Annotated in this window: 23 protein-coding genes; 5 read left to right on the forward strand and 18 right to left on the reverse strand. The window is 64.4% G+C overall.

Going from position 1 to position 25,813, the window contains the following annotated elements; genetic code table 11:
* Positions 1–8: 8 nt before the first annotated feature.
* The 7 genes from H290_RS0122835 to H290_RS0122865 form a co-directional block, all read right to left on the reverse strand.
* The gene (locus H290_RS0122835) at positions 9–1,187 is read right to left on the reverse strand and encodes a lipid-transfer protein (protein WP_020109165.1); all 1,179 of its coding nucleotides are present in this window, start codon (positions 1,185–1,187) and stop codon (positions 9–11) included.
* Positions 1,187–1,621 carry a MaoC family dehydratase gene (locus H290_RS0122840; protein WP_020109166.1) on the reverse strand — a complete coding sequence of 145 codons (435 nt, stop codon included), beginning with the start codon at positions 1,619–1,621 and terminating at the stop codon, positions 1,187–1,189. The genes H290_RS0122835 and H290_RS0122840 overlap by 1 nt, the downstream gene beginning before the upstream one ends.
* The gene (locus H290_RS0122845) at positions 1,618–2,721 is read right to left on the reverse strand and encodes an acyl-CoA dehydrogenase family protein (RefSeq protein ID WP_020109167.1); all 1,104 of its coding nucleotides are present in this window, start codon (positions 2,719–2,721) and stop codon (positions 1,618–1,620) included. The genes H290_RS0122840 and H290_RS0122845 overlap by 4 nt, the downstream gene beginning before the upstream one ends.
* Entirely contained in the window at positions 2,721–3,659 is a 939-nt protein-coding gene (locus H290_RS0122850) for a bifunctional MaoC family dehydratase N-terminal/OB-fold nucleic acid binding domain-containing protein (protein ID WP_020109168.1), read from the reverse strand. Before H290_RS0122850 ends, H290_RS0122845 begins: the two co-directional genes overlap by 1 nt.
* Entirely contained in the window at positions 3,656–4,822 is a 1,167-nt protein-coding gene (locus H290_RS0122855) for an acyl-CoA dehydrogenase family protein (RefSeq protein WP_028463573.1), read from the reverse strand. Before H290_RS0122855 ends, H290_RS0122850 begins: the two co-directional genes overlap by 4 nt.
* Before the next feature lie 106 nt (positions 4,823–4,928).
* Positions 4,929–6,557 (reverse strand): AMP-binding protein, encoded by a 1,629-nt coding sequence (locus tag H290_RS0122860; RefSeq protein ID WP_028463574.1) that lies wholly within the window; start codon positions 6,555–6,557, stop codon positions 4,929–4,931.
* A 77-nt stretch (positions 6,558–6,634) separates the two neighbouring features.
* Positions 6,635–7,828: an NADH:flavin oxidoreductase gene (locus H290_RS0122865; RefSeq protein ID WP_020109171.1), complete on the reverse strand. Its 1,194-nt coding sequence runs from the start codon at positions 7,826–7,828 to the stop codon at positions 6,635–6,637.
* A 153-nt stretch (positions 7,829–7,981) separates the two neighbouring features.
* Between H290_RS0122865 and H290_RS0122870 the strand changes: the two genes are divergently transcribed.
* Complete coding sequence (locus H290_RS0122870) at positions 7,982–9,643, forward strand: class I adenylate-forming enzyme family protein (RefSeq protein ID WP_020109172.1); 1,662 nt, start codon at positions 7,982–7,984, stop codon at positions 9,641–9,643.
* A gap of 84 nt (positions 9,644–9,727) precedes the next feature.
* Here the strand turns inward: H290_RS0122870 and H290_RS0122875 are convergent, their stop codons facing one another.
* From H290_RS0122875 to H290_RS0122905, 7 genes are all read right to left on the reverse strand, one after another.
* Positions 9,728–10,516: an SDR family NAD(P)-dependent oxidoreductase gene (locus tag H290_RS0122875; RefSeq protein WP_020109173.1), complete on the reverse strand. Its 789-nt coding sequence runs from the start codon at positions 10,514–10,516 to the stop codon at positions 9,728–9,730.
* A gap of 24 nt (positions 10,517–10,540) precedes the next feature.
* A complete protein-coding gene (locus H290_RS0122880; RefSeq protein ID WP_020109174.1) occupies positions 10,541–11,197 on the reverse strand; it encodes a PaaI family thioesterase in 657 nt (218 codons plus the stop codon).
* Positions 11,194–12,063 carry a MaoC/PaaZ C-terminal domain-containing protein gene (locus tag H290_RS0122885; protein WP_020109175.1) on the reverse strand — a complete coding sequence of 290 codons (870 nt, stop codon included), beginning with the start codon at positions 12,061–12,063 and terminating at the stop codon, positions 11,194–11,196. Before H290_RS0122885 ends, H290_RS0122880 begins: the two co-directional genes overlap by 4 nt.
* Positions 12,064–12,100: 37 nt before the next feature.
* Positions 12,101–14,287, reverse strand: a complete 2,187-nt coding sequence (locus H290_RS0122890; RefSeq protein ID WP_020109176.1) for an acyl-CoA dehydrogenase — start codon at positions 14,285–14,287, stop codon at positions 12,101–12,103.
* A gap of 75 nt (positions 14,288–14,362) precedes the next feature.
* Complete coding sequence (locus H290_RS0122895; RefSeq protein ID WP_020109177.1) at positions 14,363–15,526, reverse strand: steroid 3-ketoacyl-CoA thiolase; 1,164 nt, start codon at positions 15,524–15,526, stop codon at positions 14,363–14,365.
* A gap of 61 nt (positions 15,527–15,587) precedes the next feature.
* Positions 15,588–15,803, reverse strand: coding sequence for a hypothetical protein (locus H290_RS0122900; protein WP_020109178.1), 216 nt, complete (start codon positions 15,801–15,803; stop codon positions 15,588–15,590).
* A 19-nt stretch (positions 15,804–15,822) separates the two neighbouring features.
* On the reverse strand, positions 15,823–16,437 hold the full coding sequence (locus tag H290_RS0122905; protein ID WP_028463575.1) for a TetR family transcriptional regulator: 615 nt from the start codon (positions 16,435–16,437) through the stop codon (positions 15,823–15,825).
* Positions 16,438–16,598: 161 nt separating this feature from the next.
* Here H290_RS0122905 and H290_RS0122910 point away from each other — a divergent pair, with 161 nt between their 5' ends.
* On the forward strand, positions 16,599–18,137 hold the full coding sequence (locus H290_RS0122910; protein ID WP_028463576.1) for an FAD-dependent oxidoreductase: 1,539 nt from the start codon (positions 16,599–16,601) through the stop codon (positions 18,135–18,137).
* Between the two features lie 10 nt (positions 18,138–18,147).
* Here the strand turns inward: H290_RS0122910 and hsaA are convergent, their stop codons facing one another.
* Positions 18,148–19,314, reverse strand: coding sequence for a 3-hydroxy-9,10-secoandrosta-1,3,5(10)-triene-9,17-dione monooxygenase oxygenase subunit (gene hsaA / locus H290_RS0122915; protein ID WP_028463577.1), 1,167 nt, complete (start codon positions 19,312–19,314; stop codon positions 18,148–18,150).
* 182 nt (positions 19,315–19,496) lie between these two features.
* Here hsaA and H290_RS0122920 point away from each other — a divergent pair, with 182 nt between their 5' ends.
* Genes H290_RS0122920 through H290_RS0122930 form a run of 3 tightly spaced genes read left to right on the forward strand, consistent with a single transcriptional unit; the run spans position 19,497 to position 21,726 of the window.
* Complete coding sequence (locus H290_RS0122920) at positions 19,497–20,657, forward strand: Rieske 2Fe-2S domain-containing protein (RefSeq protein ID WP_020109182.1); 1,161 nt, start codon at positions 19,497–19,499, stop codon at positions 20,655–20,657.
* Positions 20,635–20,898, forward strand: a complete 264-nt coding sequence (locus H290_RS0122925) for a hypothetical protein (RefSeq protein ID WP_020109183.1) — start codon at positions 20,635–20,637, stop codon at positions 20,896–20,898. The genes H290_RS0122920 and H290_RS0122925 overlap by 23 nt, the downstream gene beginning before the upstream one ends.
* Before the next feature lie 36 nt (positions 20,899–20,934).
* Entirely contained in the window at positions 20,935–21,726 is a 792-nt protein-coding gene (locus H290_RS0122930; RefSeq protein ID WP_020109184.1) for an SDR family oxidoreductase, read from the forward strand.
* 144 nt (positions 21,727–21,870) lie between these two features.
* Here H290_RS0122930 and bphC read toward each other — a convergent pair whose 3' ends face one another.
* The 3 genes from bphC to H290_RS0122945 form a co-directional block, all read right to left on the reverse strand.
* A complete protein-coding gene (gene bphC / locus H290_RS0122935; protein ID WP_020109185.1) occupies positions 21,871–22,797 on the reverse strand; it encodes a biphenyl-2,3-diol 1,2-dioxygenase in 927 nt (308 codons plus the stop codon).
* A gap of 26 nt (positions 22,798–22,823) precedes the next feature.
* Positions 22,824–24,002 carry an acyl-CoA dehydrogenase family protein gene (locus H290_RS0122940; protein WP_020109186.1) on the reverse strand — a complete coding sequence of 393 codons (1,179 nt, stop codon included), beginning with the start codon at positions 24,000–24,002 and terminating at the stop codon, positions 22,824–22,826.
* Positions 24,003–24,097: 95 nt separating this feature from the next.
* A complete protein-coding gene (locus H290_RS0122945) occupies positions 24,098–25,798 on the reverse strand; it encodes an FAD-binding protein (protein ID WP_028463578.1) in 1,701 nt (566 codons plus the stop codon).
* Between the last annotated feature and the right edge of the window lie 15 nt (positions 25,799–25,813).

Below are 25,813 nucleotides of genomic sequence, written 5' to 3' on the forward strand. Positions count from 1 at the left end.
GTGCTCCTTCACGCGGCACCGAGGATGAGGCCACTGGTCGGGACCGCGGTTCCGGCGGTGACGAGTACGTTGTCTACCCCGTCGGGCTGATTCGTCGACGTTCCTCGCAACAACCGGACCGCTTCGGCGATGCCGTTGACGCCGTGCAGGTACGCCTCACCGATCTGTCCACCATGGGTGTTCGCCGGAAGCCGTCCACCGATCTCCAGGTTGCCGTCGCCGATGAAATCTTTCGCCTCACCCCGTGCGCAGAAACCGAGTTCTTCGAGTTGCGGCAACACCAGCGGGGTGAAGTGGTCGTAGAGGATCGCGGCGTTGATGTCGGCGGGCGACAGGCCACTCTGGCCGTAGAGCTGTCTGCCGACCAGTCCCATCTCCGGGATCCCGGAGATGTCTGGGCGGTAGTAACTGGTCATCATGTGCTGGTCTTTTCCACTGCCCTGAGCGGCGCCCTTGATGAATGCCGCTGTGCCGGTGAGGGTCTTGGCCCGCTCCGCGGACACGATCACGAGGGCCTGGCCGCCGTCGGTCTCCTGGCAACAGTCCAGCAGATGCAGTGGTTCGGCGATCCACCGCGAGTTCTGGTGATCTTCCAGCGTGATCGGCCGCCCGTAAAACCACGCGGCGGGATTGTTCGCGGCGTGCTTGCGAGCCACTACGGCCACCTGGCCGAAATCCTCACTGGTGGCGCCATATTGGTGCATGTACCGCCGGGCGAACATCGCCACCCACTGCGCGGGCGTCGACAGACCCTGCGGTGTCATCCAGGCGTATGCCGCCCGGTCGGCGGTGCTGTCCATCGGCCGGTCGTGCTGACCGAGGCCGTAGCGCACACCCGAACGCTCATTGAAGGCGCGATAACAGACCACAACGTCCGCGACACCGGTGGCCACCGCCATCGCGGCCTGCTGCACGGTGCCGCATGCGGCACCGCCCCCATAACCGATGCGCGAGAAGAACTTCAACTCCCCCAGCCCGCAGTTACGGGCCACCAGCACCTCGCCGTTCGTCTCGGCGGTGTAGGTCGAGAGACCATCGACCTCGGACGGATCGATGCCGGCGTCGGCCAGCGCGGCGATGATCGCCTCACACGCCAGCTGAAGTTCGGTGCGTCCGGAGTTCTTGGAGAACTCGGTCGCACCGATGCCGACGATGGCCGCCGCGCCAGACAGTGGGCTGATCGCCATCAGCGGCTTCCTTCCAGGTATGTGAACTTGACGGCGCCCTTGACGTGGTCGCCGAGGCTGTTGGCGCCCCGAACCTGCACGGACACAAGACCGTCTTCGACGCTCGTCACCGTTCCGGTCAGCGTCATGGTGTCGCCGGGGTAGTTGGGCGCTCCGAGCCGGATCGCGACCTTGCGCAGCGATGCCTGTGGTCCGGCCCAGTCGGTGACGAACCGGCCCACGAGCCCGTTGGTGGTGAGAATGTTCATGAACACGTCTTTGGAGCCGCGGGCCACCGCGAGATCCGGATCGTGGTGCACATCCTGGTAGTCACGGCTCGCGAGGGCCGTGGCCACGATCATCGTCCGGGTCAGCGGGATGGTGAGCTCCGGCAGGACCTGTCCCACCACAACCTGACCAGCTGCTGCCTGCCCCACTTCGTCATCGACGGTCATGATGCGACCCCGGAGGCAAGCTGTGCGCCGATCCGGGCGAGGTCGGCACTCGAACCGCCCAGGGTTGCCGCGATCTGCTTGCCCCACAACAGGTGCCGGTGCACCGGGTAGTCGGTGTCCACACCGATACCGCCGTGCACATGCTGGGTGCGGTGCACCACCCGCTGACCGCCGTCGGTGGCCCACCACTTGGCCACCAGCACTGCGGTTTTCGGATCGTGATCGTTGGCGAGCAACCAGGCTGCCTGCCACAGGGTGACCCGCATGGCCTCGAGGTCGATGTAGCAGTCGGCGAGCTGATGGCTGACCGCCTGGAACGTCGACAACGGCCGGCCGAACTGCTGACGATCGTTGAGGTAGGTCACGGCCTGCGCGACCGCACCGGTGCCGACCCCGACCTGCAGGGCGGCCATCGCGACCTCCACGCGGTCGACGAGCCACTGCACCGACTCCCCTTCCCCGAGCAACTCCGCCGGAGCGGAGTCGAAGGTCAGGTTCGACGCGATCGCGCGGGTCGTTGTCTCGTTGTTCTGCGAGACCACCCCGGTACCGGCCGGATCGACCAGGAAAAGCCCTGTGCCCGAAGGTGTTGCGGCCGACACCACGACGCGCGTGGCGATGTGGGCGGCCGGGACCACGGCCTTGGCGCCGGTCAGCGTCCAGGTTCCGTCGGCTCCGGCGCGCGCAGCCGTCGTCGGTGCGGTCGGGTCCATGGGGCCGAACTCTTCGAGACCGACGGTCAGGAAGATCTCACCGGCAGCGACCGGACCCACATATGCCTGCTTCTGTTCCTGCGTCCCGAACTCCGCGATCGCCATGGCGCCCAGCGCGGTCTCCCACAGTGGTACCGGGGCGACGTTGCGGCCCTGCTGCTCGAGCAGCACACACAGTTCGGTCAAACCCATTGCACCGCCGTTGAATTCCTCGGGCAAGGCGATCCCGACAAGCCCCGCCTGGGCGAGTTCGCGCCACAACTCGCGGTCGATGCGTTCATCGGTGGACTCGACGGCCTTGACCCGGTCGATGGCCGACTTGCCGGCGAAGATGTCCGCGGCCAGGTCACCGATCGCGGTCTGCTCTTCGTTGAAGGTGAAATCCATCAGTTCTCCTCGGGTGCGGCCGGCCGGAACGCGGGAAGCGTCAGATCCGGGTCGGCGTCGATCCAGTCCAATACCACCGGCATGTCGACCTTCACCTGGTCCGGTTCGATACCGACCATGTTGGCGATCAATCGGGTGCCCTCTTCGAGTTCGATGACGGCGACGATCAGCGGATAGTCGAACGCATCGATCTTGGGATGGTGGTTGACGACAAAGCTGTAGACGAACCCCTTGCCCGAGGCGTCCACGGTGTCCCAGTCCAGTGACCGGCAGTGTCCACACATCGGCCCCGTCGGATGCCGCAGCGTTCCGCATGCGGTGCACCGCTGGATGACCAGTCGGTGTTCCTTGGCGGCGTCGAACCAGAAGGCGTTGTCCTGGTTGAGTGCCGGCCGGGGCCGCAGCGCACGCGGCGCCGGCTTCTCCTCAGGACGGAAACGCAGTGTGCGCCACCGCTGGGTGGCCACGACGTCACCCTCTTCGTTGCGGTACGTCTTCAGCGTCGTCACGAAGTGCCCGGTACCCAGGCCGGTCTTCTTCTCCGGCGAAATCGATTCGATGACCTCGGTGACGTTGATCAGGTCGCCGGGCCGCAGCTCGGTGAAGTATTCCTGCTCCGAGTCGGTGGCGACCACCGAGGTGAACCCGGCGTCGGCCAGCAGACCGAAGAGCTCGACCGCCACCTCCGAACCGGCGCTGCCCGCCGCGGTTGCCGCGTAGCCCCGCATGGTCCAGGCCTGCACCATCGTCGGAGGGGCGATCGCGCCGTCGCGTCCGGCGCTGCGGGCCGCGTCGTCATCGAGGTAGATGGGATTCTCATCAGCCATGGCCTCCACCCAGTGCCGGATCATCGGTGTGTTCACCGGATCCTGCGCCCACGTGGTGGGCACCAGCTCCTGACCGACCAGGTTGCTCAGCGCCGCGTCGATCCCGCTCATTTTCCACGCCCCATGCGGGCGGTACCGAGGCCGATGGTCGCGACCATGTCGCGCAGCACCTCGTTGACGCCACCGCCGAAAGTGTTGACCACGCCCTGCCGAGAGATCTGTTCGATCTGTCCGGCCAGGATCGCACCCGGGTTGTCAGGGCGAATACGTCCTGCGGCACCGAGGATTCCGAGCAGGGTCCGGTAGACGTCGACGTGGGTCTCGGTGCCGAACACCTTGGTGGCACCGGCATCTGCGCCCGAGAGGGTATCCGCGGCGACCGCGGCGGTCATCTTCCAGTTCATCAGTCGCATGGCGACCAACTTCGCGTGCGTACGCGCGAAATCCTGCTGGACCCAGGGGATCTCGATGGCACCGGACTCTGTGGCCCATTCCAGCACCTGGTTCCACAGGCCCTCGGTCCGCCCGCCGAGTGCGGCCAGACCGATGCGTTCGTGATTGAGCTGCGCGGTGATCAGGCGCCAGCCGCCGTTGGCCTCACCGACAAGGGCTTCGGGGCCGACCCGGATTCCGGTGTAGTAGGTGGAGGTGACCATCAGGCCGCCGACGGTCGGGATCGGTGACCACGAGAACCCGGGATCGTCGGTGGGGACCATCAGGATTGAGATGCCCTTGTGTTTGGGCGCTTCCGGATCGGTCCGGCAGGCCAGCCAGACGTAATCAGCTGTGTTCGCGCCCGAAGTGAAGATCTTGTTGCCGTCGACCACCCATTTGTCGCCCTCGCGGACCGCCCGGGTCTTGAGGGAGGCCAGATCTGTGCCGGCGTCGGGTTCGGTGTAGCCGATGGCGAAAACAATGTCGCCGGAGAGGATTCCGGGCAGGAAGCGGGCCTTCTGCTCCTCGGTGCCGTACTTCTGCAGCGTCGGTCCGACGGTGTTCACCGTGACGAACGGGAACGGCAGCCCGGCCCGCTGGACCTCATCGAAGAAGACGAACTGATCCTCGATCGAACGGCCCTGGCCGCCGAACTCCACCGGCCAGCCGATGCCGAGCCATCCGTCTTTGCCGAGCATCTTGACGATCTCGCGGAAGCGGGGACCACCTACACCCTGCTCGCCGGCCGCACGGCGCTCATCTTCGGGCAGCAGCGTGGAGAAGTACGCGCGCAATTCCCTTCTGAGCTCCTGCTGCTCGGGCGATTCAGTCAAATCCATCGTGGTTCTCCTATGACGTTTATGGCTATCGCTGCAGTTTTCTGGACGCTAACTGCGCACCGCCGACCGCGGTAGCGAGGTCCCGCCCAGCGGGAGGAGCGTGAATTCACAGGAAGCGGGTACGCCCGTGCTCGTCGAATTCCTTCTCGAGTGCGTCCCGATCGGCATCGGTCATCAGGGTGTAGACGGGCGCGCCCCGACCGACCCAGTGGTACACCGGTTCGTCACAGCGCCAGCCTTCGGTCTGCAGGGCACGCTTGAGGACCTTGTTCGATCCGGTGACCGGAAGGCTGGTCGAGACCCGGATGAACCTCGGCGCCGCCTTGGTACCCAGATCAGCCTGTGCGGCAAGGTATACCGCGAACTCTTCCGGATCGAAATCGCTGTGGTCGGCGACCTCGACGGCAGCCATCACCCGGTCTCCCGAGCGGGGGTCGGGTACCGCGAACACACCGGTGGAGATCACCTTCGGATGACGCCGCAGAACGTGTTCGATCATCAGGGCCGACGTGTTCTCGCTGTCGACGCGGATCCAATCCCCCTTTCGTCCGGCGAAGTATATGAATCCGGCTTCGTCGACATATCCGAGGTCGCCGGTCCAGTACCAGCCGTGGCGAATTCGCTCGGCCACCGCCGACTCGTTCTTGTAGTAGCCCTCGAAGCGACCGGCACCGGCCTTGTCGATCATTTCTCCGATCGCCTCGTCCGAGTTGAGGACGCGGCCGTATTCGTCGAGTACCGCACGCGGACATTCCTCAAGCGTCTCGGGATCGACGATGACGATGTTCTCGTTGGCAGGGCGTCCCAGTGCCGCGGTCGGTGCCGCCGGATCCAGACGGATCGAACCGGCACCCTCACTGGAACCGTAGGCCTCGTACAACTTCGCCCCGAAGCGGCGGCTGAACTCGGTCTTGTCCCCCGGTGACGCCTCCGTCCCGAACCCATGGGTCAGCGTGTTGTCCGCATCATCCGGGGTTTCCTCGGTCGACATGAGATATCCCAGGGCCTTGCCGACATAGGTGAAATAGGTTGCGCCGTAGTACCGGACGTCGGGCATGAACCCTGATGCGGTGAACTTCGGCACCAGACATACCGTCGCGCCCGCGGACAGGGCCGGCGCCCACAACCCCATCAACGCGTTGCCATGGAACAGCGGCATGCAGCAGTAGCAGACGTCGTCTCGATCGATGTCGTACTTCGCGCAGTTCGCGTAGGCCAGTCGGGTGATGCGACCTTGACTGCACCGCACCGCTTTTGACATTCCGGTGGTGCCCGAGGTGAACAGGAGCAGGAACAGTGTCGAGGCGTCGACCCCGTCGGCCACCTGCGGCTCGGTGACGTGCCCGGCCACCGAGTCCACGTACGACGCGTCATCGACCAGTACAAAACGGTCATCGGTGAGTCCGAGATCAAGGTCGGCGAGCTTCTCCCGACCGGCACTGTCGGTGACGATGAGTTGGCAATCGACGTACCGGACTTCGGCCTCGAGTTCTTTGCCACGCCGGGTGGGATTGATGCCGACGATCGTCGCGCCGGTCAGTGCCGCGCCGCCCAGCCAGAAGGTGAACTCGGGTGTGTTCTCGAGCAGGACCCCGATGTGAAAGGGTCCCGGCTGACGCAATGACTGCGCCAAGGCGCCGCGCGCCGCGCTCTCCCGGACGACCTCATCCCAGGTCCAGTCCCGGGTCCGGGTCCGCAGTCCGAGATGCTCATCGCCGAGCCGGTCCATCAGCATCTGTGCGACGTCGTCGCGGGGGTTTGTCGTGGCGGGGGTTGTCGTGGCGGGGGTTGTCGCGTCCAAGACTTCAGTCCTCATCGTGCTCGAAGCACACAGTGTGTGCCACCGTAGATTGCCGTCATGCATTTGTTGTTGTGATTGCACAGTCCCGGCGAGTGGGTTTGTGCCGCAATTCGATTGACGAGATCAGGCTCGCGAAGCAACGCCCGGGCAACCGCCACGAACTGGAATCCCTCGCGCATCGCCAGGTCCATGGTCTCTTTGCCGGTGATCCCACCCAGCAGGACCAGCGGCATCTTCACCGCTTCGCGGATCTGGCGGGCATCCTCCAACAGGTACGCGTCCTTGTACGGGTACTCCTTGAGGAAGTGCTTGCCGACTAGCTGAATTCCCAGCTTTGTGGGCTGCGGCATCACGGCGGCGAACTCACGGAGCGGGGCATCGCCTTTGAACAGATACATCGGGTTGAGCAGCGAGCTGCCAGCGGTCAGCTCCAATGCGTCGAGGGAACCGTCCTGTTCGAGCCACCTGGCAACCTGGATCGCTTCCTCGACCCAAAACCCGCCGGGCACACCATCATCCATGTTCAGCTTGGCCAGGATCGCGATCTTGTCGCCGACCGCGTCCCGGACTGCGAGCGCGATCTCGCGGGCGAAACGGGCCCGGTTCTCGAGCGAACCCCCATACTCGTCCTTGCGCTTGTTCACCCGGGGACTCAAAAAGGAACTGACCAGGTAGTTGTGGCCGAAGTGGATCTCGACGGCGTCGAATCCGACCTCGATCGCCCGGCGTGCGGCCTCCGCATGCGCTTCGGTGATCCGGGCGATGTCGGCTTTGGACGCGGGCTTGGAGAAGTTCTGCGTTGTCATTCGAAACGCCCGCGAGGGCCCGAGCGCCGGGGTACCCAGATATTTCGAACCCGCGACCGGACCGGCATGCCCGATCTGGGCAGAGGCTGCCGCACCCTCGCTGTGGATGGCGTCGGTGAGCTTGCGTAGGCCGGGCATCGCCTCGTCGCGCCAGTAGATCTGGGCAGGTGACGTCCGGCCCTCGTATGAGACGGCGCAATATGCGACCGTCGTCATGCCGACACCACCGGCTGCAGGCTGGCGATGGAACTCGATCAGCTCGTCGCTGACCAGGCCCTTGGGCGTCAGACCCTCGAAGGTCGCCGCCTTGATGACCCGGTTGCGTAGCGTGATCGGCCCCAGTTTGGCGGGAGCCAACGGGTCGGCGTACATCGTGGGCCGGCCGAGATCTGTCGTCATGGTGATATTCCTCCAGCTGCGATTATTCGCCGAACGGTATCGTCGCCACCGTTTCCGAGAAGGCCGAGTCTCGCTCAGTGGTAACCGTCACCATGGATATGTCACGCCGTGAGATTTTGTGGCGTACATCGCAGTACAAACGAAAGGCTTCCGATGTCTGCCCCCACCGACCCGCAGCTACAGATCGCTGCGGTGATGACCCGCCTGACCGGCCCCGGCGGACCGTTCGAGCTGGTTGAAGAAGATGTGCTCGGTACGTCCATGCAGGTGATGAAGCATCGCCGGCACGCTGTGGCCGAACTTCTTCCGCAATCCCTGAACTGGGGAGATGCCGACTACCTCGTCACCACCGATCGTCGCATCTCCTACGCCGACCACGCTCGGTCCGTCGCCGCGCTCGCCACGGCACTGCGCGACAAATACCGCGTCGGCAAAGGCGACCGTGTCGGCATCCTCGCAGCGAACACCCCCGAATGGGTCATGACGTTCTGGGCCACACAGGCTCTGGGTGCCATCACCGTCGGCCTCAACGGCTGGTGGGTGCCGCGTGAGGTCACCTACGGCCTCGAGCACAGCCGGCCGACGGTCCTCGTGGTCGACGCGAAGCGCGCTGCCGCACTCCCCGAGATCCCCAGCACGGTCACCGTCTTGACCATGGAAGAAGACCTTCCCGCACTCATCGCCGAATACGACGGTGCCGACCTGCCGTACCCCGATGTCGACGAGGACGACCCGTCGGTCATCCTCTACACCAGCGGCACCAGCGGGCGCCCCAAAGGTGCGCTGCACTCACAGCGCAATCTCTTGGCGGTGGTCGACTATCAGCGGTTCAGTGACGCGTTCATGGCCGAACTCAGCAGACAGACCTACGATCCGACCGCGTCCAGCCCGGCACGCCATCTGCTGACTTCACCGTTGTTCCACATCGCGAGCCTGCACAATCTGGTGGTGCCTCGTTTGGCGACCGGGGGCGCCGTGATCATGAATCAGGGCGCGTTCGACGCCGACACCATCCTGGGTCTCATCGAGCGGGAACGGGTAACCAATTGGGGTGCGGTGCCGACCATGGCCACCCGACTCCTCGAGCACGACAATGTCGAGAAGTACGACCTGTCGTCCCTGAAGTCCTTCGCGCTCGCATCGGCGCCCTCCTCGGTCGCGTTCAAGGAGAAGCTGCAGTCCAAGTTTGCGTTCGCTCGCAACGCGCTGGTCGACAGTTACGGTCTCACCGAATGCAGCACGGCCATCGCCGTCGCGACACCCGCCGACATCGAGGCGTTCCCCGGCACCCTTGGCCGTCCCATCGTGACCGTCAGCCTGCAGATCCGCGATCCGCTCGGGCGGCAGGTAACCGACGGAACCGAGGGCGAGATCTGCGTGCGCAGTCCATTCGTGATGCTCGGCTACTGGGAGGACGAGGCGGCCACCGATGCCGCGATCGCACCCGGGCGATGGCTGCGGACCGGTGATTTCGGCATCGTCGAGGACGGCAGGCTGCGCCTCACCGGACGCAGGTCCGATCTGATCCTGCGCGGTGGAGAGAACGTCTACCCGACCGAGATCGAACAGTGTCTCGACGAGCATCCGGATGTCGCCGAATGTGCCGTGGTCGGTGTGCCGCATCCCGACCTGGGTCAGGAGGTTGCTGCCGTGATCGTGACCAGGCCGGGAGCATCGGCGACCGAGGACGACCTCCGCGCCTTCGCAACCGAGCGACTCTCCTACTACAAGGTTCCGACGCAGTGGCGGATCACCGATCATCCGTTGCCCCGCAACGCGACCGGCAAGATGATGCGCCGCTCGATCACGGTCTGACGACAAAGCACACGCTCCAGTCATTTGCACACGTTGCGACGTGTGCCGGTGACTGGAGCGTGTGCTTCTGTTCGATGTGTACGACTAGTCGACGGCCGGCGCCCATTGGACGCCGTTGATGTGGGCGCCACCATCGACGAAGAGTGTGTTTCCGGTCAGATACCGGCTGTCATCGCTCGCCAGGAAGACAGCAACCGGGCCGATGTCGTCGAGGGGGTCGCCGATACGCCCCATCGGGTTGCCGGCGGCCATGCCCGCGGCCATCTGGGGGTCGGCTTCGGCGACGCGCTTGTAGGCCTCGCTCTGGGCACCCGGGCAAATGACGTTGCAGCACACCTGATGTGGCGCCCATTCGCGGGCCGCGGTCCGGGTCAAGCTGCGCAGTGCCTCTTTGGCCGCGTTGTACTGCACCGAGTACATGTGCGCATTGACGCCGTTGAGTGAACACAGATTGATGACCCGCCCGGTGCCGTGCTTCAGCAATTCCGGCAGAGCCTTCTGCATCGCCCAGAACGCCCCCATCACAGCCATGTCGAAACCGCCACGCAGCTGCTCGTCGGTCATGTTCTCGAAGCGCGCATAGCCGGAGCCACGCCAGGCGTTGTTGACCAAGATGTCGAGCCTGCCGAAACGCTTCACCGCGACGTCCACCATCGCCAAGACCTGCAACTTGTCGGTGACGTCGGTGCGGACGAACTCCGCGGCCACACCCCACTCGTCACGCAACCATGCGACCGTCTGTTCGCCTGCAGCAGTGTCGATCTCGGCTACCACCACCGAAGCGCCCTCGCGGGCAAACGCCCCGGCGATACCCCGGCCGATACCCATACCGGCGCCGGTGACCACAGCCACCCTGCCGTCCAACTTGGCCATGAAGACTCCTTCGCCGGTACTCCTCTAGCGAGGGCGGGGCACCGTTTTGTCGATGAACAATGCCTCGACCGAGACACAGACCGTGCCGTCCGCGGTGCGGATGTCGCCCACGGTTGTGATCTTTCTGCCGTTTTCCTCCGTCAACCGGCCACGTATCGTCAACGGCTCGAACAACGGTGTCGGAGCGTGATAGCGCACATTGAGCTGTGCCGTGGCACCGCTGCGGCCGGACCAGGCGTTGGCCACGCCGAGCGTGTGGTCGAGTAACAACGCCGCCACGCCGCCGTGCACATGCCCCGGGGGTCCCTGATACGGGAACGTCAGCGTCACATCACCTTCGACGTAGCCGTCGTCACGGCCGGCCAGCGTGAGCGGCGGTGCTATCGCATTCTCCGGGCCGGTCACGGGATCGTGCCGGGTGACGCCTTCGCCATGCCACATATCGATCAGACGGTCGGCGACCTCTGGAGCATGTTCTTCGAGATGCTCGGCGATACCGTTCAATTCCTCGGCCACTCGATGGAGGTTCGCATTGGTGCGATCCGTGCGCAGCAGTGCATCCACCACACGCCGTGCGGCGGCAGTCGCCTGATCGACGGGTTCGCCGTTGGGCGCCGAGGTCAGGACGATGCCGTCCGGCGCGTTCCCGACCGTCGGGTGCTTGGCCGGGTCCTGGCTCATCGGATCTCCATCGTGGCGTGGGTGAGGATCGGCTGCTGATCGCGTTCGACGCAGACGGCCTGCAAGATCAATTCGTTGTCGCCGCGCCAGACGGAGGTCTCGATGGTCTCCCCCGGGCACAGCGAACCGGCGAACCGCGCCGAATAGGCCTGCACCGCTGCGGGATCACCGTCGAGGATGCCGTCGACGACGGCCTTACACACGATGCCGTATGAAGCCAGCCCGTGCAGGATTGGTTGCTCGAAACCGGCCATCTTGGCAAAGGCGGGATCGGCATGCAACGGATTCATGTCGCCGCTGAGTCGGTATACCAATGCCTGCTGGGCCGACGTCTTGGAAACGAGGACCTTGTCCGGTTCACGGTCGGGGGTCGCCGTCACCACATCGGGTCCGGCCGGTCCCCCGAAACCACCTTCTCCGCGGGCCCAGATCTGCATCGAACTGGTCCACAATGGATTTCGGTCGACATCGGTGGCCGCCTGTTCGAGCACGATGACCGCCGCCTTGCCCTTGTCCCACACGTCGGCGACACGCGACGAGATCTGCGCGGTGCCGGACACCGGGATGGGCGCATGCAGTGTCAGCGACTGTCCACCGTGCAGGATCTTGCGCAGGTCGATGTCGATGCCCGGGAGATTCATACCCGAAGCTTCGATCGCGCCGGCCGAAACACCCTGTCCGGCAACCATCGCGAAGGTCGGAACCACACGCAGGTTCTTCTCGTAGACCCAGGCCAACTCGGCCGGATCCAGATTGTTGGTACCTGCGCCGAGGCCCAGATGATAGAGCAGGACGTCTCGCTCGGTCCAGGACACATCACGGACGGTCGGCTCGGCAGAGAGTGCAACGTTGACGTCGATACCCACGGCTAGAACTCCTTCATTGCGGTCATGCCCGCACTTCTTATGCCGGTTCGGGATCGCGGGGGAGCCCCAGGATCCGCTCACCGATGATGTTCAGCTGGACATTGGTTGTCCCGCCGGCGATCGACAGACACTGAGAGTTGAGGAACTGCTGGGTCGGTGCCCACCGATCCTGCTCACTCAGGAGTGAGGATGGTCCGGCCCACTCCATGGCCACCTCCCACACCTGCTGGATGTGCTCGACACCGAGCAGTTTTGCAATCGACGACTCCGCTCCCGGCTGACCACCGGTGAGCGACCGCAGTGTGGTCCTCAGGCCCATCAACCCGCCGGTCTGCGCGTCGCACAACACCTTTCCAAGGACTGTCATCTGCTCATCATCCAGACCACCGGGCACCGTAGACGCCAGATCGAGCAGCGCCTCGCCACCGGAGCCCAGTGACGAATCGTTCGACAGCGAGACACGTTCGTTCGCGAGTGTGGTGCGGGCCAGCTTCCAGCCGTCGCCCGGCTCTCCTACCAGTAGCTCGTCGGGCACGAACACGTCGTCGAAAAACACTTCGTTGAAGAGTGATTCGCCGGTGATCTCGCGCAGAGGCCGGATATCCAGGCCTTCGCTGTTCCTGATATCGATCAAGAAGTACGACAGACCCTTGTGTTTCGCAACATCCCCATCGGTGCGTGCCAGGCAGATTCCCCAGTGGGCATCTCGCGCCATCGAGGTCCACACCTTCTGGCCCTGCAGCTTCCAGCCACCCTCGACCTTGGTGGCCCTGGTGCTCAGTCCGGCCAGGTCCGACCCGGCACCGGGTTCGGAGAACAGCTGACACCACACGATGTCGCCGCGCAGCGACGGCGGAAGGAACCGCTGCAACTGCTCGTCGTTCCCATGGGCGATCAAGGTTGGCACCACCCAGTTGCCGATGATCATGTCGTGCGGCTCGAGGTCGGCGGCCCGTAGTTCGTCGGCGATGACCAGCTGCGTGATGGCATCGGCGCCCTTGCCCCATGGGGTGGCCAGATGCGGTGCCGTATAACCGTTGTCGGCCAGGAACACCTTGCGTTCGGCATCGTCGAGCGACGCTGCGCCGGCGAGTTCTGACCGGATCCCGGTGCGAATCCGCTCGGCCTCGGGCGGTAGGTCGATGCCCAGGACACGGCGTACACCGTCGACGGTGAGCGAAGCGACCCGGCGGCGCCACGTGGCGGTCGAACCCAGCAGAATCCGGAGCGATTGGGCGCGACGGAGATACAGATGCGCGTCGTGTTCCCACGTGTAGCCGATACCACCGAGGATCTGAATGCAGTCCTTGGTGACGGAGAACGCAGCCTCGGGCGCCACGGCGCCCGCGACGGCCGCTGCCAGGGAGGCTTCGCCGCCATCCGTGCCCGGTCCCATCGCACGGGCAGCATCCCAGGCTGTCACCCGCGCCTGCTCGGTCAGCCCGAGCATGCGCGCGGCCTTGTGTTTGACACCCTGGAACTGACCGATGACCCGGCCGAATTGTTGTCGGACACGGGCGTATTCGGCCGCGGTCGTCGTGGCCCAATCGGCGAGACCTGCGGCCTCGGCCGAAAACAGCGTCGCCGCGATGTCGAGGACACGCTGCGAATCGAGTCCAAGGACATCCGCATCGGACAACTCGAGATCGTCGACCTCGACCTGCGCGTTACGGCGTACCAGGTCGTGGCTGGGCAGATCGGTAATGTCGACGCGGTCACGGGAAACCACCACATATGCGCGAGCGCCGTTGTCATCGGCGGCCAGCAAGAGCAGGTCACCGACCTGTCCACCGAGGATATGACTGGATGTTCCGGACAGCGTCACGGTGCCACCGTCACGATGCAACCGCAGCGAACCGGGTTGTAGCGCAACGGCTCCAAAGAGCGAGCCGTCGGCCAGCCCCGCCAGCTCGGCGGTTCGGCCGGCCTCGTGCAGAACCGTCGAGACCACAGCGGTCGGCAAGAATGGCCCGGGCACCATCGAACGCCCGAGTTCCTCGGCGACGATGGCGAGCTCCACCAGTCCGACACCGGCACCACCGAACTCTTCGGGCAGGTGAAGGCCGAGCATGCCCAGGTCGGCCAAAGACTGCCAATAGGTGGGGCGGACTTCGGTTTTCGCTTCCACCGCATCCCGGATCACGGTCGCAGACGCGTGGCGCGCTGCCCATCCCCGCACCGAATCGCGCAGTTCGCGGTCGTCGTCAGTGAGTTCAATTCCCATGTCGTTCAATTCCCATGTCGTTCAATTCCCATGTTCTTCGTGCCGCTATCGGTCTCGTGAGTTCGGGTGGGTGTGTCAGACGCGTTCGATGATGGTCGCCGTCGACAACGCACCACCGGCGCACATCGTGATCAGCGCCGTCGATTTGTCGCTGCGTTCGAGCTCGTGCAAGGCCGTGGTGATGAGCCGCGAGCCGGTCGAACCGACCGGGTGGCCGAGCGCGATGGCTCCACCGTTGACGTTGACCTTCGACATGTCGGCCTCGTGGACCTGCGCCCACGAAAGGACAACAGACGCGAACGCCTCATTGATTTCGACGATGTCGATGTCGCCCAACGACATTCCGGTGCGCTCGAGCACCAACCGGGTCGAGTCGACCGGTCCGTCGAGGTGGTAGTACGGGTCGGAGCCGACCATTGCCGAGGAGACGATGCGCGCGCGCGGACGCAGGCCGGCCTGTGCCGCCTTCTCCTCGCTCATCAGCAGTACGGCCGCGGCGCCGTCACTGACCTGCGACGAGTTGCCTGCGGTGTGCATCCCGTCTTCGATGACAGGCTTCAGCGCGGCCAGTCCCTCCGCGGTGGTCTCACGCAGGCCGCCGTCGCGAGTCACTGTGGCGATCTCGCCACTGGGCGTGCCCTCCTTGTCGACAACGGGTGCCTGCACGGGCACGATCTCGCGGTCGAAACGACCCTCGGCCCATGCCGCTGCAGCGCGACGCTGCGACTGGAGTCCCAGGGCGTCGACGTCACCGCGTTTGATACCGCGCCGCGCTGCGATGCGTTCAGCGGACGTGAACTGATCCCGCATGTCGATTGTCCAGTCAGCCGGATACGGATTCCCGGTACCCGGCGCGTTGGCCTGGCCGAGGAAAACTCGGCTCATCACCTCGACACCACAACCGATGCCGGCATCGATCTGACCGGAGGCGATCAGTCCGGCAACCATGTGCACGGCCTGCTGCGAGGAGCTACACGCACAATCGATCGTGGTCGCGGCCGTTGTGTAGGGCAGGCCGGCATGCAACCAGGCCTGGCGCGTGACGTTGTTGGACTGCTCGCCTGCCTGGGTGACGCAGCCCCCCACCAATTGTCCGATGTCGGACGCGGGCAGGCCGGTGCGGTCGAGGACGGCTTGCTGGGCGGCACCCAGCAAGACGGCCGGGTGAACACCGGACAATGCTCCGCGGCGACGGCCGATCGGTGTGCGAGCCGCTTCCACGATGACGACATTGCTCATGTTCGCTCCTTCGAATGGCGCGAGACATTCCGGCGCCTTGGGGGTATTTCTAGAATGTATTCTATTTTTCGACACCCGGCAATGCCCTTGTAGATTCATCGCAATGGGAGACGCCTAAAACAAGCTGGTCGACGATTTCGACATCGCCTTGGGCGACTTCGGCACGTTCGGCTGCGTTTTCGGCCCGCTCGACGGTCGGTTCGGCCCGCTCGACGGTGGCTTGGGCACGCTCGACGGTCGCCTGGGCACGCTCGGCGGAAGGCCCGACCGAGCGCAAGCGGAAGAATGTATTTCAGTCAGAACTCGTTGGTCGACATCCGGGCCAGCAACAGATCACACGCCGTGCGGATATCCGATTCGGCGTCGGGGATGGAGATACGGCCGTTGAGACAGGACTGGATCACACCGAGCCACAGCTGCATCAACAGCCGGACCGCCGTGTGGTCGTCCTCAGTCGGGTGTTCGATGCCCGCGGCGTTCATCACGATGTCGTGAAATGCGCGGTCGATCTTTGCCGCATCGGGCACCGTCGCCGCGTTGGCCGTACTGCTCGACTGGATCATCGCCGTCGACAATGCCGGTCTGCGCAAGAGGGCGCGGGTCGACCGGACGAGCACCTCGTAGATCGCATCCTTACCGCCGTGCGCCGGCGGGCGTCGCGCGAGATTGTCGTTGATCTGCTCGATCTGCTCGACCATGACCGCGACGAACAGGTGGGTCTTCGACGGGAAATACCGGTACAGGGTGCCGATGGCCACACCGGCCCGCTTGGCGACCTCGTGCATCTGCACCCGCGAGAACTCTTTCTCGGTCGCCAACTCCGCGGCGGCCTCCAGCATCCGGACATGGCGGGCCCGCTGCTCGTCGGAACTGGGTTCCGCGGCATCTCTCGCCTCGCCGATTCTCGGCACCGTCCGTCCTCCTCGTCATGCGCTCACGCGCGTTGTCGCTCTCTGACTGTCTCATCACCGTAGGAAACAGTGACACTCTGTCCGGTGAGTGGGACCCGGGGCGCGTCGATCACCGGAATGAGATTGCGTGGACACCCACTCGAACCCATGGAGGAATGACGATGCAGGACTGGACCATCCGATGCGACGTGCTGGTTGTGGGATCCGGCGGCGGCGCCCTGACCGGTGCGTATACCGCGGCGGCCAACGGATTTAGCACGATCGTACTGGAGAAAACCGATCTGTTCGGTGGTACATCAGCGTATTCGGGAGCGGCAGTCTGGTTGCCGGGTACCGCGGTGCAGGATCGTGCGGGCATCGGCGATTCGACCGAGAAGGCGCGCACCTACCTCCGAGCTCTGGTCGGTGATGTCGACGTCGAGCGTCAGGAGGCGTACCTGACCACTGCCCCGGCTGTGGTCGACTTCCTCGAGAGCGACCCCAACATCGAGTTCGAGTGGCGCCCGTTCCCCGACTACTACCAGGCACCGGGACGGATGGACTCAGGCCGAGCGATCAATCCCCTCGACCTGCCCAGCGCCGAGATCGCGGACCTTCGGGAGTTGGTGCGGCCGGAACCGAACCTCGACCGAGCCGGGAAACCGCAACCCGACGCCACGCTCATCGGTGGGCGTGCCCTGATCGGTCGGCTGTTGTTGGCGTTGCAGGGCACCGGACGCGCAGACCTGCGCACCCGCACGGCCGCCCGGCAGATCCTGACCGAAGGCGACCGGGTGGTCGGTGTCGAGGCGGTGACCGCCACCGGCGAGATCCTGCGTATCCGCGCAGAACGTGGCGTCCTCTTGGCCGCAGGCGGAATCGAAGGCAACGCCGAACTGCGCGGAGCGAACCACACTCCGGGCCGCGCGCGATGGAGCATGGGACCGCAGGGCGCCAACACCGGCGATCTGATCCGCGCGGCAGTCGAGGTGGGCGCAGATACCGCGTTGCTCGACGAAGCATGGTGGTGCCCCGGAATCGAGATGCCCGACGGATCGGGCGCCTTCATGGTCGGCGTCCGCGGCGGCATCCTGGTCGACACCTCAGGTAACCGGTACCTCAACGAATCACTGCCCTACGATCAGTTCGGTCGGGCCATGATCGCTCGTGGATCCGACGCCGCCATCCCGTCGTACCTGGTCTTCGACTCTTCCGAGGGCGGGCCCACGCTGCCCGCGATCTCTATCCCCCAGGCCACGGCCGAAGAGCACTTCGACGCGGGCACGTGGGTGTCGGCGGACACCATCGAGGAACTGGCCATGAAGATCGGAGTGCCTGCCGACACCCTGCTGCACACCGTCGAACGGTTCAACGACCACGCCGAACGCGGAGTCGACGAAGACTTCCACCGCGGCGAGGACCCTTACGACGCCTTCTTCTGCCGCCCCGGCGCGGACCTGCCGAACGCCGCGCTGAAACCGATCGCGACCGGTCCGTACCACGCGGCCCGCATCATCCTCAGCGATCTCGGCACCAAGGGCGGCGTGCGCACCGATGCCGACGCCCGGGTGCTGCGCAAGGACGGCACCGCGATCGAAGGTCTCTACGCGGCCGGCAACACCAGCGCCTCGCTCAGTGGCAAGGTCTACCCGGGTCCCGGGGTTCCGCTGGGGACGGCGATGGCGTTCTCGTATCGGGCCGCCTTGCACATGATGGGTTGATGCCGTCGGGTCAGACGAGATTGTCTTCGAACGGCAACCCGAACGCGCCCCGGCCGTATAGGGCGAGGGCGCGTTCGGGTTCGTTGGCCACGTGCACGCTGCCCGCATGGGCATCACGCCACGCCCGTTCGATCGGGTTTCCCCGGGTCAGCGAGTTGCCGCCGGAGGTCTTGAACAGCAAATCGATGGCTTCGAGTGACCGTTCGGTGGCTCGGACCTGGTCTCGGCGCGCCCGCAGCCGCATCCACATCGGCAGGTCCTCGCCTGCCCGGGCCAGATTCCACAGATCGCGGACGTTGCGATCCATCTGCAGCATCGCCGCATCGATCTCCGAGGCCGCGCGGGCCACGGCCACCTGGGCGGCCTGATCCTCGGCGAACCGCCCACCGCCGAGGCTGAGCCGAACGCGCTCGCGCATCATCGTCAGATAGGACTCGTGACATCCGGCGACAACACCAACGATCGGCGCCGCGATCGCCGAGGTGAATATCGTCGCGAACGGCAATCGGTACAGCGGCCCGGAGTTGACCTTCTGTCCCCGACCACGGAGTTGAGCGGTGTCATAGTTCCGGATGGTTCGGTATTCGGGCACAAACGCCTTGGTCACGGTGATCTCGTTGCTCGCCGTACCGCGCATTCCGACCACATCCCACACGTCCTGGATGCTGTAATCGCTCCGCGGCACGAGCACCGTCATGAAGTCGACCGGCCGGCCCTCGGCACCGAAGACGAGCCCCCCGAGCAGCGCCCACGAGGCGTGCTCGCATCCGGAGGAAAATCGCCAATTGCCGGTGAGTTCGAATCCACCTTCGACCGGCACCAATTTGCCCACCGGCGCGTACGCCGAAGAGATCAGCTCCGAGTCGTTTTCACCCCACACATCATCCTGCGCCCGCTGATCGAACAACGCGAGGTGCCATGGGTGCACTCCCAGCACCGACGCCACCCAACCGGTGGACCCGCAAGCCCCCGAGATCGCACGTACCACCTCGTAGAACTCCACCGGATCACCTTCGGCCCCGCCATATCGTTTGGGCTGCAACATCTTCAGCACGCCGGCCTGTTGTAGGTCGGCAATTGCCGCATCCGGCACATGCCGCGACTCGTCGACCTCCCGTGCCCTCTCGGCGATCGTGGGCAGCAGGTCGCGAATTGATTGCAGGACCTCATTGGCCATCTTCGAAAACTCCATCGGTGCGTTGCGGGCCGTACCCCGTGATGGTAGGCCGGTGCCGCGAAGCGGTGGGTCGACCGGAAGGTCTCGGTTAGTGGGACATGGGCTCTGGATGTGTGCGTTATCACCTAGCGTTCGAACAACCACGCCACTGCCACAACTCTCCATGGAAGGACGGACACATCGTGACCACCCCGCAGTCCGAATCAGTCGAGATCCGTGAGATCGACACCGGGACTCCACCCGCGCGGTTCGCCCGCGGCTGGCACTGCCTCGGCCTCTCCGATTCTTTCCGGGATGGCAAACCCCATTCCATCCAGGCTTTTGACACCAAATTGGTGGTGTTCGCGAACAGCTCGGGCGAGCTCGCGGTCCTCGACGGATATTGCCGGCACATGGGTGGGGACCTGAGTCAGGGCACGATCAAGGGCGACGAGGTGGCGTGCCCGTTCCACGACTGGCGTTGGGGAGCCAACGGCCGGTGCAAGAAGATCCCGTACGCCCGTCGGGTACCTCCGGTCGCGAAGACGCGGTCGTGGAAGGTGCTCGATCAGGACGGCATGCTGTTCGTCTGGAACGATCCCGAAGGCAATCCCCCGCCGGCCGATGTCACGATCCCCCGCATCGAGGGAGCACTCAGCGACGAATGGTCCGATTGGGTCTGGTACCAGGTCACCGTCGACACGAACTGTCGCGAAGTGGTCGACAACATCGTCGACATGGCGCACTTCTTCTACGTGCACTACTCTTTCCCGACATTCTTCAAGAATGTGTTCGAGGGGCATGTCGCCAGCCAGTTCATGCGTGGCCAGGCGCGTGAGGACATGCGGCCGCATGCCGCCGGGCAGCCCAAGATGCTGGGAAGCCGCTCTGACGCAACCTATTTCGGTCCTTCCTTCATGATCGACGATCTGGTGTACCAGTACGAGGACCATGACGTCGAGTCAATCCTCATCAACTGCCACTACCCGGTCAGTGCCGACAAGTTCGTTTTGCAGTACGGCATGATCGTCAAGAAGTCGAAGCAACTCGAGGGCGACGCCGCCGATGAGATGGCCAAGAACTTCGGAGTCTTCATCGCAAAAGGCTTCGAGCAGGACATCGAGATCTGGAAGAACAAAACGCGTATCGAGAATCCGTTGCTCTGCGAAGAGGACGGACCCGTTTACCAGTTACGCCGCTGGTACGAGCAGTTCTATGTCGATGTCGCCGACGTGACACCGGAGATGACCGAACGCTTCGAGTTCGAACTCGACACGACGCGCCCGGTCGAGTCATGGAAGAAGGAAGTGGAAGCAAACCTCGAACGGAACGCGGGCACTGATGCAGCCATTGCAGTGCACTGAGTGCGGAGCGAAGGTTCTGGTCGAGAAGAACAGTTGGGAGCACACATCCGTGCAGTGGAACCCCGCTGCCCGTACCGCGTGCCGGGAGTTCTCCGGTGAAAACAACGGGGCGGCCCGCCGGGCCGGTGCCCCACGAGAACGGTGCCGCACCCTGACCGACGAGATCGAGGTCGCGGCGCGTCTCGGTTCGGTCACCGTGCTAGACCCCGAGCCGGTTCGCCCGCTCGGGCTGTCGCACTGAGCGTTTCGCGACACCATCAATTCTGAAGGAGGAGTCTTGATCGACAAGAGTTACTACGGTCCGTGGGCGGTGATCGCCGGCGGCTCAGAAGGTGTCGGCGCATCGTTCGCAGACCAGCTGAGCAATGCGGGTATCAATCTGGTGCTGATCGCCCGTAAACCCGGTCCGCTCGAAGAGACCGCGGAAAAGGCGCGCACCAACGGGGTGGAGGTTCGGACCCTGGCGCTCGATCTGCTGTCCCCCGACGCTTTCGATCAGATCCGGCAGGCCACCGACGATGTCGAAGTCGGCTTGTTGATCTTCAACGCCGGCGCCAACAGCTACGGACATGAGTTCGTCAGCGGCGACCTGGCCGGTTTCCAGGGCGTCATCGACCTCAACATCACCTCGCAGCTGACCCTCTCACAGCACTTCGGCGCCAGGATGAAAGAGCGCGGACGGGGCGGCATCATGCTGCTGGGTTCGCTGTCGGGATACATGGGTGCCGAACATCAGAGCATCTACGCGGCGTCAAAGGCGTTCGGCCGCATCTTCGCCGAGAGCCTGTGGATCGAACTCGAACCGTTCGGCGTGCACGTGGTCGAGCTGGTGCTGGGTGTCACGCGGACTCCTGCGATGATCCGGGCCGGATTGAACTTCGATCTGCCCGGCATGAATGTGGCCGAGCCCGAAGATGTTGCGCGAGAAGGTCTCGAACACCTCACCGACGGACCGGTCTGGGTTGCCGGCGGCAACTACGAGGCAGCTCAGAAGCGCAACGGCTTCCCCCGGGACAAGCTTGTCAAAGGTGCTGCCGAGGCCATGCGCAAGCTGCTCAACCGTAACTGAGAAACGGATGCTGCCGGTCTTGCGCTTCGGCGCAGGGCCGGCTCATTCGTCTGATGGATCACGAAGAAGGACGGCGGCCGGGAATCCGGTGGGTGATTCACCCCGGATCCCCGGCCGCCGTCATTCATCGGTCCCGGTTCGGTGTCACACGGTGGGCGGCGGCGCGAATGCCGCCAGCGGTTCGGATCCGGACCAGTCATGGCCCCAGTAGCTGTCCGCGGTGATTTCTTCGGCCGTGTAATGGGTTTCGTCGACGAGCATGCCCTCGGTACCGAACTCGATGTCCCAGCCACCTGGTGCGCGTACGTAGAACGAGACCATCTTGTCGTTCGTGTGGCGGCCGAGCGTCGAGGACAGGCTGAAGCCGAGCTTGTTGATCCGGTCGAGGGCCTGACCGACCGCGTCGAGGGTGTCGACCTCGACCATCAGGTGCACCATGCCGGGATCCTGGCTGGCCGGCGCCGGGCACAGCGCCAGGCTGTGGTGCCGCTGGTTGACACCGAGGAACCGCACTCGGCGGGCCGGGCCGGGTGCGTCAGGGCCGCCGAGCCGGATGGCACCCCGCGGCAGAAATCCGAGAACCTCGGTGTAGAAGGCGTAGGTCTCGTCGAACGCCGGGGTGGGCAGCACCACATGACCGAGTCCACTTGCGCCGGTGATGAATCGGCCACCGTGAGGGGTTACGACCGGGCTGTGGTCGAGCACCGGCCCGAAGAAGACCTCCGTACGGGTTCCGGACGGATCGGCGAATGCGATGACCCTCTCGGCATCGAGGTACCGCGCGTCCTCCTCGGACAGGACCTCGACCTCGATCCCTGCCTTTTCGACCGCTTCATGCACGCGCTGCAGAGCGAACTGGTCACGTACCTCCCAGCCGACGGCCAGCGCCTTGTCTGTGTCTCCGGGTAGCACGATGATGCGGGCCCGCCGCTCATCGAGCCGCAGGTACAGACCGTCGGGTTCGGGACCCGAACCGATCGACATGCCCAGACCATCAACCGTGAGTTCTCGCCAGCGGTCGACATCACTGGTCTGGACCCGGAGGTATCCGAGTGCTCGTATGTCAGTCATGGGAAAAACCTTTCGTGGAACCGGAACTAGATCATCGAGCGGTGGGCACCTTGCGGTTCGCCGCCCATCTGGGTGAGCGCCGAGGCATGGAAAATCGAACCCGGCACGTGGATGGCGTGCGCCAGACCGGCGTGGGCATCGCGCCAGAAACGCTGCATCGGGGTACTGAGCTGCAACGCTCCGCCTCCCGAGCGTGCAAAGATCTCGTCGACTGCCCGCACTGCCCGCCAGGCGGCTGCGGCCTGTGTCCGGCGTCCGATGGCACGCAGTTCGAACGAGACCTCTTGTCCCTTCTCTGTCATGTCCCAGAAACGGTCGACCGTTTCGAGGATCGCAGCGCGCGACGCCGCGATCTCGGCCGCCGCGTCACCGATGGCGAACAGGACATAGGGATCTTCTTTGATCGCGGTGCCCGACACTGTGACTCGATCACGCTGCGCATTGATGTGGCATGCCAGCGCACCTTCGGCGATCCCGATCAGCGACGATGTGATTCCGAGTGGGAAGATGCACGAGAACGGGAAGTTGTACAGCGACTGGGTGCGCCCGAACTCCTTGGGTGCCGATCCGTCGAAGACCTTCTTGGCCGACAACGTGCGGTAGGTGGGGATGTACGCATCTTTGACGATCAGATCTTTGCTGCCGGTTCCGCGCAGCCCGACCACATTCCAGCTCTCCTGGTCGATGTCGTAGTCGGAGCGCGGCAACAGGACGTGCAGATGCTGTGGCGGCATCAAGGGCTTGCCGTCCCGGTCTCCGACCGTGGCTCCGATCATTACCCACCCGCAGTGATCCGTTCCCGAGGAAAATGACCAGCGTCCGTTGAGGATGTAGCCACCGTCGACCGGCTTTGCCACACCCATCGGCGCATAAGGCGAGGCCATCCACGTGTCGGGATCCTCACCCCAGACCTCGTCCTGCGCTTTGCGATCGAAGAAGGCGAGCTCCCAGGGATGAACGCCGACGATACCGCTCACCCAGCCGGCCGCACCGTCGATGGCGCCGATACCCATTGCGGTTTCGGCGAACTCACGAGGGTGTGACTCGAACCCGCCGTACTCCTTCGGTTGCAGCATTCGGATGACGCCGGAGTCCCGCAGGCGCTTCGCGGAGGTGTCCGAGAGCTGCATCAGCTTGTCACCCTCGACACCCTCTGCGCGGATCTCGTCTGCGAACTGCAAGATGTTGTCCAGTACCTGGCCCATGATCTTCTCTGCTTTCTTGATTGATACCCGGCAGACGCCTAGGCAGGGGTTGTGAAGGTGGCGGCGTTGTCGACGCGGTGCATTCTCGGGACCATTCAGCCGGCTGCCACGTCTGCGGCGGTGTGCTGTTCTACCTCCGCCACGTGCTGGGCTGCGATGTATCCGAACACCATCGATGGACCGATGGTCGCTCCGGCGCCGGCATACTCGTTACCCATCACAGACGCGGACGTGTTGCCGGTGGCATACAGACCTGCGATGGCAGTGCCGTCTTCCCTGAGCACCCGGCTGTCCGCGTCACAGACCAGACCGCCCTTGGTACCCAAATCTCCTGCTTCACAACGAATTGCATAGAATGGACCCTTCACGATCTCGTCGAGGTTCGGGTTCTTCATCGTCGGATCGCCGTAGTACCGGTCGTACGCGCTGTCACCGCGGCCGAAGTCTTCGTCCTTGCCCGTGCGCGCGAAGCCGTTGAACCGTTCGATGGTCTTCGCCAATTCCTTCGCCGGAATCCCCACTGCCTGAGCCAGTTCCGCCAGTGTATCGGCCTTGTGCACAACACCGGAGTCATAGAAGCCCTGGGGGAACGGAACATTCGGGAGAACCTGTGCAAACGGGTACCGGTTCTTGGCCTTGGTGTCCATGATGAACCAGGCCGGCACGTGGCCACCTTCGAGCTGATCGTGGACGAAGTTCACGTACGGTGCCGATTCATTGGTGAATCGGCGACCCGCACTGTTGACGATGACCGACGCGGGGATGCAGCGCTCGGACACCAGCGGGATGACCGCTCCCATGGGGTGGAAGACCGACGGCATCCACCAGGCATCATCCATCAGGTCGACGGCAGCACCGAGACGCTGGCCGGCAACGATGCCATCCCCCACGTTCTCCCTGGCACCTGCACTGATGTCCGGAACACCCTTCTCCGGAAGATATTTCGCGCGCATCTCCTTGTTGTGATCGAACCCACCGGTCGCCAGCAGCACACCTTTGCGGGCCCCGATGCGAACGGTCTTGCCGTCACGCTCGGCCACCACACCGATGACAGTGCCGCGGTCGTCGGTGATCAGGTCGGTCATGGAGGTCTTGAGCCACAACGGGACACCGGCGTCCTTGAGCACCATCCGCATCCGGGCGACCAACGCGCGGCCACCGGTTGCCATATGCCGACGACGGATCACGTTGGACGAGACGCGCCAAGCGGCGACCAGCGATGCCTTGCGTCCCTTCCAGGTGCGCTTGACCATGGCCAGATCGTGATAGTCCTTCGAGGTCACCCACAGGCCCAGCGGACCCTTCATGCTGTTGGGGCGCTGGTGCTTCTCGTCCTCTTTCAGCGCCCGGGTGTCGAACGGCTTGCACTCGATGGTACGTCCCAGCGGGCGCCCACCTTCGAGCTCGGGATGGTAGTCGGAGTAGCCCTTGACCCAGTACATCTTCATGTGTGGGCTCTTGTCGAGCAGTTCCATCAGCTCGGGGCCGTTGTCGACGTAGGCGTCGAGACGGTCCGCGGGCACTTTGCCCTCGGTGATGATGTCGAGATACCTGCGAACTGAACTGCGGCTGTCGACAACACCTTTCGCGCGCAAGGTCGGCGCATTGGGGATCCAGATCCCACCACCGGAGATCGCTGTGGAACCACCATAGGTGGCACCCTTGTCGATGATGAGGGTGTCGAGTTCGTGGTGCGCCGCTGTGATGCCGGCAGCCATACCTCCGCCCCCGCTGCCGACGATGAGAAAGTCGACCACATGGTCGAAATCGCCTGCTGTGTTGCGGTTGTCCGTCATCCGGTTGTCCGTCAT

The sequence above is a fragment of the Nocardia sp. 348MFTsu5.1 genome (assembly GCF_000383535.1).
GTDB classification, from domain to species: Bacteria; Actinomycetota; Actinomycetes; order Mycobacteriales; family Mycobacteriaceae; genus Williamsia; species Williamsia faeni.